Source organism: Flavobacterium sp. PLA-1-15 (assembly GCF_049060005.1).
Lineage (GTDB): Bacteria > Bacteroidota > Bacteroidia > Flavobacteriales > Flavobacteriaceae > Flavobacterium.
In genome coordinates this window covers 19,387-29,353 of sequence record NZ_JBMGQS010000032.1, presented here as the reverse complement: position 1 = coordinate 29,353, position 9,967 = coordinate 19,387, and the positions used below count along the sequence as shown (strand labels likewise).

General features: G+C 37.6%; 9 protein-coding genes. 1 reads left to right on the top strand and 8 read right to left on the bottom strand.

All coding sequences use genetic code 11. The annotated features are described in order from the left end of the window. Nucleotides 1-689: porin family protein (locus ACI6PS_RS14430; protein ID WP_421013277.1), on the bottom strand; the 689-nt coding region annotated here is incomplete at its 3' end. A gap of 179 nt (nt 690-868) precedes the next feature. Between ACI6PS_RS14430 and ACI6PS_RS14425 the strand changes: the two genes are divergently transcribed. Continuing rightward, entirely contained in the window at nt 869-1,183 is a 315-nt protein-coding gene (locus tag ACI6PS_RS14425) for an HPF/RaiA family ribosome-associated protein (RefSeq protein ID WP_421013276.1), read from the top strand. A gap of 99 nt (nt 1,184-1,282) precedes the next feature. Here ACI6PS_RS14425 and ACI6PS_RS14420 read toward each other — a convergent pair whose 3' ends face one another. The 7 genes from ACI6PS_RS14420 to ACI6PS_RS14390 form a co-directional block, all read right to left on the bottom strand. Further along, the gene (locus tag ACI6PS_RS14420; RefSeq protein WP_421013275.1) at nt 1,283-2,365 is read right to left on the bottom strand and encodes an agmatinase family protein; all 1,083 of its coding nucleotides are present in this window, start codon (nt 2,363-2,365) and stop codon (nt 1,283-1,285) included. A gap of 89 nt (nt 2,366-2,454) precedes the next feature. Beyond that, on the bottom strand, nt 2,455-3,747 hold the full coding sequence (gene kynU / locus ACI6PS_RS14415) for a kynureninase (RefSeq protein WP_421013274.1): 1,293 nt from the start codon (nt 3,745-3,747) through the stop codon (nt 2,455-2,457). Between the two features lie 326 nt (nt 3,748-4,073). Continuing rightward, nucleotides 4,074-5,309 carry an ATP-dependent Clp protease ATP-binding subunit ClpX gene (gene clpX, locus ACI6PS_RS14410; protein WP_421013273.1) on the bottom strand — a complete coding sequence of 412 codons (1,236 nt, stop codon included), beginning with the start codon at nt 5,307-5,309 and terminating at the stop codon, nt 4,074-4,076. A gap of 83 nt (nt 5,310-5,392) precedes the next feature. Next, nucleotides 5,393-6,067, bottom strand: coding sequence for an ATP-dependent Clp endopeptidase proteolytic subunit ClpP (gene clpP / locus ACI6PS_RS14405; RefSeq protein ID WP_421013272.1), 675 nt, complete (start codon nt 6,065-6,067; stop codon nt 5,393-5,395). Nucleotides 6,068-6,358: 291 nt separating this feature from the next. After that, nucleotides 6,359-7,687 (bottom strand): trigger factor, encoded by a 1,329-nt coding sequence (gene tig / locus ACI6PS_RS14400; protein ID WP_421013271.1) that lies wholly within the window; start codon nt 7,685-7,687, stop codon nt 6,359-6,361. 316 nt (nt 7,688-8,003) lie between these two features. Next, complete coding sequence (locus tag ACI6PS_RS14395) at nt 8,004-9,074, bottom strand: ImmA/IrrE family metallo-endopeptidase (protein ID WP_421013270.1); 1,071 nt, start codon at nt 9,072-9,074, stop codon at nt 8,004-8,006. Nucleotides 9,075-9,085: 11 nt separating this feature from the next. Continuing rightward, the gene (locus tag ACI6PS_RS14390) at nt 9,086-9,517 is read right to left on the bottom strand and encodes a hypothetical protein (RefSeq protein WP_421013269.1); all 432 of its coding nucleotides are present in this window, start codon (nt 9,515-9,517) and stop codon (nt 9,086-9,088) included. Between the last annotated feature and the right edge of the window lie 450 nt (nt 9,518-9,967).

Below are 9,967 nucleotides of genomic sequence, written 5' to 3'. Positions count from 1 at the left end.
AGGCCAATGTTGAGTGTTTTAAAGTCAACAGGACTGCCCTCTGTATTTTTCGTTTCTTTCAACAAGGAATTCATTCCGTAATAGGCATGGAAATTCCAGGTATTGAATCCGAATGAAAGTGACGGACCGAATTGTATCTTATTGAAATCATCGTTATTGAAAATGGTTATCGTTTCCTGCCCGACATATTTGGTTTTACTTAAAGCCAAATAGCGCACTTTGAAACCGGCATAGACTCTCCAAAACTTATGGCTTGCGGGAGTAGAATTCCGCCATCTGAATTCAATTGGAACATCCACAAAAACTTGCTCCATTTTATTCCTATCAAAAGAATTGGCATCTACAAATTCATATAAACGCTCGCTTCCTACTTCCGAAACCACCATGTTGGTATGGTATTTATTATAAGAAACACCCGCACCGATAGCAATAGCAACCGTACGGTTTTTATTGATGGGCATGTCCCGCAAAAAACCTAAATGAAAACCCGTAGAAATACCTTCCTGCGAAAATCCTCTAGGAGTACTCATCAACTGGTTGTAGGTTATCCCAAAGTAAAATTGATCCTCACGATAAAGCGAGTCGATCTTTGTGAAGAAAACAGTATCCTTTACAGCTGTTGGAATTGATTCTTGTGCAAATGCATTCACGGCACAAAAGAAAAAGATTATCTTGAAAAGTAAACGCATATTTTTATGGGTTATGCTACTTCAAAATGAAGCAGAACATCGTCACACAAATATATCAAAAACATTTAGCATCGGTTTCAAAAATATTGGTTTAATAATAATCATAAACTTATATTAATTGCACTTCAAGTGTAGAAATCTATTTCTAAATTTATACAAATCAAAAAAAAGCAAACGTTATGCAAATACAATTCAACACAGACAGTACACTCGAAAACCACGAAAGACTACAAACCTATTTTTCGGAAGAATTAGAAAAAACATTAAGCCGTTTCGACGACAAGATTACAAGAGTCGAAGTACACTTAGGCGATGAAAACAAAGACAAATTCGGAACGGATGACAAACGTTGTATGATTGAAGTGCGTCTGGCAGGTATAAATCCTCTAGCCGTAACTCACAATGCTGATACGATTGAAAAAGCTTTTAGTGGTGCTTCGGATAAAATCAAAAGGGTTTTAAGCACTACTTTCGAGAAGATGAAAAGCCACTAAGGCATTTTATGTTATAAAAAAAGCTCCTATGGTTTTTATACACTGCACCAAAAAAAAAACAGGCACTAAGCCTGTTTTTCTATTTATATATAAGTCTGTTTATCGCTTAAAAGCAATCTTGCTCCCCACATTCATGCCGTTGTTCTTCGCCAGCACCCCACACATGTGAAACAGCATTCGAGCACCAACATTTCCGTCCCAATCATCCTCGCCCGGAGCCACTTCCACCAAGTCAAACCCGATAATCTCCTTGCCGCTTTCGCTTAATTTACTCAGCAAATAAGCCGCCTCCTCAAATGAAAAACCACCCGGCACCGGCGTTCCCGTATTCGGGCAATACCAAGGATACATCCCGTCAATATCAAAACTGATCACGACTTTCCGCGGCAATTGTGCAATGATCGCATCACAATGCTGTGCCCACGTCTTGCCCTCAAAAGTGGCCGCCTTCAAGTCCATATCCGTATACACAATCACACGGTCCTTTTGCGCCACTTCCACCTCCTGCTCACAGAAATCACGGATGCCCACCTGCACAATCTTACTAATCTGCGGAAGCTGCAACGCATTATACATGATAGAAGCATGCGAATATTTAAAACCTTCATAGGCAATCCTCAAATCCATATGCGCATCCAAATGAAGAATACCAAAATCACTATGCTGCGTAGCCAACGCCTCATAATAACCAAGCGGCGTCGAGTGATCGCCTCCAAGAAGCACCACTTTCTTTCCTTTCTTTGTCCAATATAAGATGCGTTCCTTCACCTCGTCTTTCAACTCACGGCAAACCTTATTGATCTTATCCAAATCCGACTGCAAAGGCGGAATGCTTTCAATCACCTCGCCACTTTCCAATGCCTCGATGATTGGTTGTGCCAATGCCTTATATTTTTTGCTATCGGCTGCCCATTTATCCGTCTGCTCATTCAAGTCAAGATAGATCCCCAGCTTCCATAATTCCGGAAACTCCTGATGGTGCAAATCCACCTGAAACGAAGCATCCAGTATAGCATCTGGCCCTTCAGAAGCACCCGCTCCATAACTCACCGTTACTTCCCACGGCACAGGAACAATTACAATATCACTCTCCTCTGCCGTAAATGGCAACCCAAAAATGCTCTCATCCGCCAAACCCGGCTGCGATGGATCAAAGTTTTTTATTTTTTCTTGTTTGTTCATTTTTATTTTTATTGAACGTGGATACAACGGATGACGCTGCTGCCACGGATTTTCTTTGTCTTACTACTTAATACTCCAATCTCAATACGTTAACCGTGCGACTGAATCCCCTTCTTCAATATCTGTCCAAACTCATACATATCTTCGAATGAGCAATACAATGGAACAGGCGCAAGGCGAATAACATTTGGTTCCCTCCAATCGGTAATTACACCGTTCTTCATAAGATAATCAAACAAAGCCCTGCCTTCTCCATGTAAAAACACCGATAATTGCGAAGCCCTTTCCAAAGGATTTGTTGGTGTAATAATTTCGAACGTGCTGTCCACTTCCTTGTCAATTTCCTGCAGGATGAATTCCAAATACGATGTAATCCTGTCACGCTTCTCAATAAGTTTATCCATTCCTACTTCTGCAAACATCTCTACCGATGCCAAGTAAGGTGCCAATGTCAGTACCGGCAAGTTACTGATTTGCCATCCGTCGGCTCCTTCAACAGGATCAAACTGAGGCTCCATCTTAAAACGACGCTCCTTATTATGTCCCCACCAGCCAGCAAAACGAGGCAAGTCGTCATCCTTGTGGTGTTTCAAATGTACGAAGCATCCCGAAGCATTCCCAGGTCCTGAATTCATATATTTATAACTGCACCAGGCAGCAAAGTCCACTTCCCAATCGTGCAATTCCAACTTAATATTTCCAGCAGCATGTGCCAAATCCCAACCTACATAGGCACCGGCTTTATGGCCTGCTTCTGTAATGGTCTTCATATCGAATACCTGTCCGGTATAATAATTTACTCCTCCAATTAATACAAGAGCCAACTCGTCGCCTACTTCCTCAATCTTCGCCAACACATCTTCCAGACGAATGTTATGTTCGCCTTCCCTGCGTTGAATTTCCACAATCATATCGGCTGGATCCATTCCCAAATGCTGTGCGTGAAAATGCACTTGGCTTTGAATCATGTATTGATCACTAGGAAATGCTTTAGCCTCGCAGAGAATCTTGAATCGTTTAGCTGTCGGTCGGTAGAACGATACCATCATCAAGTGAAGGTTTACGGTCAAGGTATTCATCACAGTTACTTCGCTAGGCAAAGCACCAACAATCTTACTCAACGGATTGGCAAAACGTTCGTGATAATCCCACCAAGGTTTCTCAGCATAGAAGTGACCTTCGACGGCTAGTTTTGCCCAGTCGTCCATTATTTCGTCAACGTAGGCTTTTGTTCTTTTTGGTTGTAAACCAAGTGAGTTTCCTGTAAAGTAGATTACTTTTCTTCCGTTTACTTCTGGAAAAAGAAATTCGTTTCGATACTGATGAAGTGTGTCTTGTGCGTCGAGTTCCTGTGCGAACTCACGTGTATTTTGAAAAGTCATTGGTTGTTGTTTAGATGGTCGTAAAAATAGGAAAAAAGATTGATATGAAAATAAGGGTTTGGAATCGAAAGAATGCGGAATTAACAGATGTCGCGGATTTTCGCAGAAAAAAAGCCTTACTGATTATGCATACTTTCGAAAGATTCTAAAGTTAAAATGCTTTATCGCCTAGCCCTGATTGAAGAGGAAATAATTTTCTTTTTTTCTTTAAAAAAAAGAAAATTATTGTAACGGAAAGCAGGAATAAGGATTCCAAAAACGCCCTAACGATTCGCTCCTAAATAAAAAATCCCGCCATTGCTGACGGGATTGATTTGTATTTGAATCTAAGAAGCAATTTCCAATCGCTTGAGTAAATTCTTATTCAAGGTATCCTTTACATAATCCTTGTCGATTGCCAAAGCCTTGTCATCTGAACTTGGCAGCTCGTACATCGCATCGGTAAGAATGGCTTCGCAAAGCGAACGCAATCCACGGGCTCCGAGTTTGTACTCCAATGCCTTATCTACAATATAATCCAGCGCTTCATCGGTGATAGTGAATTCCACATCATCAATAGAAAACAGTTTTTGATATTGCTTGATGAGTGCATTTTTTGGCTGTGTCAAAATGGCTCTCAATGTTGCCTTATCCAAAGGATCCATGTGCGTCAATACCGGCAATCGACCAATAATCTCTGGAATCAATCCAAAATCCTTGATGTCTTTCGGGATGATGTATTGCAACAAATTGTCCTTGTCAATATTGTCGGCATTTTTAGATGTGCTGTAACCCACTGCCTGACGGTTCAATCTTTTTGAAATGATTTTCTCCACACCATCAAAAGCTCCGCCTGCAATAAATAAAATGTTCTGCGTATTGACTTCGATAAACTTCTGGTCTGGATGCTTACGTCCTCCTTTTGGCGGTACGTTTACAATAGTCCCTTCCAATAATTTCAATAATGCCTGCTGTACACCTTCACCCGAAACATCGCGTGTGATGGATGGATTGTCACTTTTACGAGCAATCTTGTCGATTTCATCGATGAAAACGATTCCTCTTTCGGCTTTTGTCAGATCGTAATCGGCCGCTTGAAGCAAACGTGTCAAGATACTTTCTACATCTTCTCCAACATAACCTGCTTCTGTCAATACGGTTGCATCAACAATTGCCAAAGGAACATCCAACATTTTTGCAATGGATTTTGCCACCAATGTTTTTCCGGTTCCGGTTTGTCCGACCATAATGATGTTGCTCTTTTCGATCTCCACTTCATCGTTGTCCTGTTGTTGCATCAATCTTTTGTAATGATTATATACCGCAACCGACATTACTTTTTTAGTCTGGTCCTGACCAATAACATACTGGTCCAAAAATGCACGGATTTCTTTTGGCTTCTTCAGAATCAAATCGCCTGTCATTTTCTTGGATGACTTGCTTGATTTTAATTCTTCGATTACAATTCCGTGTGCCTGCTCGATACATTTGTCGCAGATATGAGCATTGATTCCTGCAATTAATAAATTGGTTTCTGGCTTATTCCTTCCACAAAACGAACACTCTAAAACTTCTTTTGCCATTCTTTTTATTTAAAGTCGAAAATCGAAGTCATAAAGTTGAAAGTAAAAACTTTTGACTTTATGACTTTTGGCTTTTGACTAATTTATCCCCTTCTCAACACTTCATCAATCATTCCGTATTCTTTTGCCTCATCGGCTTTCATCCAATAGTCGCGCTCGCTGTCCTTGTGTACTCTGTCGAACGATTGTCCTGAATGATCGGAAATGATTTTGTATAATTCTTCTTTTAATTTCAACATCTCTCTCAAGTTGATTTCCATATCGGTAGCAACTCCTTGTGCTCCTCCTGATGGCTGGTGGATCATTACTCTTGAGTGTGGCAAAGCCGAACGTTTTCCTGCTGCTCCTGCGCATAGTAGAACAGCTCCCATAGAAGCCGCCATACCTGTACAGATGGTTGCCACATCTGGCTTGATGTATTGCATTGTATCGTAAATTCCTAATCCTGCATAAACGCTTCCTCCAGGAGAGTTGATATAGATTTGGATGTCTTTAGCCGCATCGGCACTTTCCAGGAAAAGCAACTGTGCTTGTACGATGTTTGCAATTTGATCGTCGATTCCTGTTCCTAGGAAGATGATTCTGTCCATCATCAATCTTGAAAAAACATCCAATTGCGATACATTCAGCTGGCGTTCTTCAATAATATAAGGCGTCATATTGGTTGGTGTCATTGCATTTACGATCTTGTCATAATACATTGCGTTTACACCTTGGTGCTTTGTAGCAAACTTTTTGAATTCTTTACCGTAGTTCATTTTTTTTTATAATTAAGTAAGTATTATAGTTTTTATCAAAGTTTATACCTTGTTGTTTGAAGTGACATTGTGTCTTGTTTGCACTTTTTTAGCCCAGATAGAAGTGGAAATCCTTTTTTGTAGAAAATCTATTTTTTCTTGCAGAAAAAGAGCGACCAGCGGAAGCTCCTTTTTGTGCTTAGAAAAAAAGATTTTTGCAAAAAAGATTGGAACGAATAGCTGGAATGGCTTCAAACAAAAGAGCGTCAAAAAAAACTTCTGACGCTCAAATATAATGATTTTTCTTTGAAATTATTCTCCGTAAGTAGCGGCTACAAACTCTTGGTAGGTCACTTCTTTTACTTTAGAGCTTACTTTCTCTTGGTAAAGGTTTAGCATTTTTTCGCTCATTACCTGATCTGAAAGTCTTTTTACTTCTTCTTGGTTTGAAAGCACTCTTTGTACGATTCCGTCAACATCTGCATCGGTTGGATCCATTTGTCCGAATTGTGCCATTTGCTTTTTGATTACTTCGGCAGCATAAGCTTTTAGATCTTCGAAGTTGATTTGCAAATTGTTTTGCGACATCACTCTTCCTTCGATTAATTGGTAACGCAATCCGTTTTCTGATCTTGCGTATTCTACTTCTGCTTCTTCTGGAGTCAGTTGTTTTTCACCAACCGTTTGAATCCATTTTTTCAAGAACGTAGCCGGTAACTCGAATTTTGTGTTTTCCAACAATGATTCTGTTACGTCGTTCAAGAATTTTTGGTTCGATTGTGTTTCGAATTGTCTTTCGGCGTCTTCCTTGATTTTTTCTTTGATTTCTTCAACAGAGGAAACATTTCCTTCTCCGAATAATTTATCGAACAATTCTTGGTTCAATTCAGCCGGTTCGCTTTCTGTGATTTCCTCGATTGTAAAATCTACGTTGATGTCCAAACCGTGAACGTCATCGTGACCTACTTTTAGGTAATCCATCAATTGGTGATCGTCTGCGAATAATCCTTTTGTGTTTAAAGTTACCACATCGCCTACTTTTTTACCTAGGAATAATTTTTCAACTGCTTTTTCGTCGTTGAAGATGTCCAATGAGAATTGAGCCGGAGCATCGATTGCTTTTTCTTCGTTACGAAATGTCCCTGAAACGTCGTTTCCGCTTTCGAAAGTAGCCTTAGCTATCATTTTTCCGTATTGCTTTTGGATTCTTGCTACTTGATCATCCAACATTTTATCGTCGGCAGAAATCTTGTATTTTGTTAAATCTTTGATTGCACCCAAATCGATATCAAAAGATGGAGCAAGAGCAATTTCGAAATCAAATTCAATTTTCTCTGCATTCCAATCGATGTTATCGTTCTTTACAGGAAGTGGATTTCCTAATAAATCCAACTTCTCTTGTTGAAGATATTTTGTCAAATCTTCTTGGATTGTTTTGTTTACCATATCCAAGAAAAGTGGCTGACCGTATTTTTTTTGAATAGTGCTCATCGGAACGGTTCCTTTTCTAAAACCTGGAAGTTCCGTTTGTTTTTGATACTCCTTTAGCATCTTTTCTACTTTGTAAGTATAATCAGATTTATAAACTGCTACAGTAAGAACTGCATTTAAATCGTCGATATTTTTTCTGGTAACGTTCATTGTTTTACATCATAAAATTGGGTTGCAAAATTATACTTTTTTTGCAACCCAACCAAGTTCTCTTGTCAACCTAAAATCCGCAGGTCTATTTTTTGGTCATGTCAAAATTTTTTAATATTACCTAACCCCTTGTGTTCATTGGAATTTATGTAATAATCATTTACAAAAATCCGTTTATATTTTTTTGCAAATAATTTGATACCCAGAAGTTTTTATACCGATATTAGGAGTAGTCAGCAAAATTTGGAGTGACGTTTTAGAATAATTTAATTCCATAATGTAGAAAAGCCCGTCTATTTTAGACGGGCTTTTCTATTTAAATGTTAATTTGAAAACTTGGTATATATGTATGAATATCCCTATGCCGTACCCCTGCCTTCTTCATCCAAAAAGCTACGAACATCGGATTGACATTGAATCTCCTAGCTTTATCATATATAAATCCATCATCAACCCACTCATTTCTAAATCCAAAAATATGTTTTCTTAAATTATCACCATTGAAAAGATATTTATAAGCAAAAGCATTTGCTTCTTTTTCTTTTTTAGTAATTGCAGATTTTGTTAAGTCGGCCTGACCTTCAAAAATTTCATCATTCTCATGCTCGATAACATGTCCAAATTCATGAAATAATGTATACCAAAAAGTAGCTAAGCACTTTCCTTTATCAGAAATTTGCACTAATGGCTTATTATTAAACCATCTAACGGCGCCAAATACAGTCTTATCTAAGTAAGGTGTATATACGAGACCTACACCAAATTTTTCTAAAATTTGAGGCAATTCATGGACATTTGAATTATTTCGTAAACTTTTCATCCATTCTCCATTATCTAACCACTCTAAAAATTTGTTCTTATCATAGTCCTCTAAATCCTTTTTGTAAAAATCCAATTCACCTCTTTTAAGCCACGCATACAAATTCAAGTCGTCAGGGGTGAAATTTGAAATTTTATACAATGCAATATTCTCTTTTACTCTTTCTAATATTTCGGCTTCTTCATCTATATCTAAAAAATTTGCAATGTCCTCTAAAGCATCAATTCCATCTGTAAATTCACCCCGTAATAATGGTCTTAAGTGTTCAACTTTTTTGTATATTTTAGAATGCTTTTTAAAAACTTCGATACTGTCAACTTTTGCCGCTTTGTATTTAACTTGAAAATCTAACAAATACGAAGAAATTTTTTCAACTCCCGTAATTGTTTCGACCTCTTTCGCTTGAGGCTTAGAAATTTTTTCAATAGTGCTAAATCCTTCTTTTGCCCAATCAACTTTTTGTTTGAATTCAGTAACAGAAATCTCATTTGAAGAAAGAATTTCTTCAATCTCTTCACCTACAGTGGTGAAATATGTTATCGGATTAACTACATTTACTTTTTCCATAAGGTTGTCTATCACACTACTGTGTAATCATGCTTATTTATATCGAAAACATATATTTTCGAAACTTTATTAAATTGACCAATCCAATTCTTAACTATACACAAATCCTCAATACCTGAAGTGTTTGTTTCAAAGAAATTAAAGAACTTCCTGTAAGAATCTTGAATACGGATTTTTAAGACAACTGGATTTTTATCTTTAACCCCTGAAGCAATCTCAATCCTATTTAAACCAGTTGTTGTTTGATTATATAATAAAGCATTATCACAACTACTTAGTTTTTGATAAACTTTAATCGAAGCCTTTAAAATTGTTTGGTTATAATTTTTTGTAAAATTCTTAATAGCCTTCCTGTCAGTAGGATTAATCATTAGTTGCTCAAAGGCGGTACATTCTTTCGTATTTGAAAATTTTATTTCCATATTGCCAAGTCTTAGTAGCATTATTATTTAAGCATACAAAGGCATACTTAAAATTATGTCGGGGCTGACAATTTTTAAAAGATAGTGCGAAAATATATAAAGTATTTCTAATTCCTTGCATTTTTCACACCAAAAAACAATTTTACTCCTTTTTACCATTCAAATCAAAGTTATAAATAGCCTCATTTGGCTACTCTTAGTCCGATAGGAAATCCAGCTTTACGAATTAAAATACTTCTAAGCATACCAATTAAAAACTAAGAACTTGTTTTACAGCATACGGAAAATCATTAGATTTGTTTCAACTAAAAACATAAGATGAACAGATAAATATTATTTCTACATATCATTAGCGTAAGCTATTAATCTTTTTGACAGAAACCGCCAAAACTTCAGAAAAAACATAAGATTAATGAGTGACCGCCGCGCTATGGCGTGGGCTTTCTCATATCTATGTTTTGGGTGCTTGGC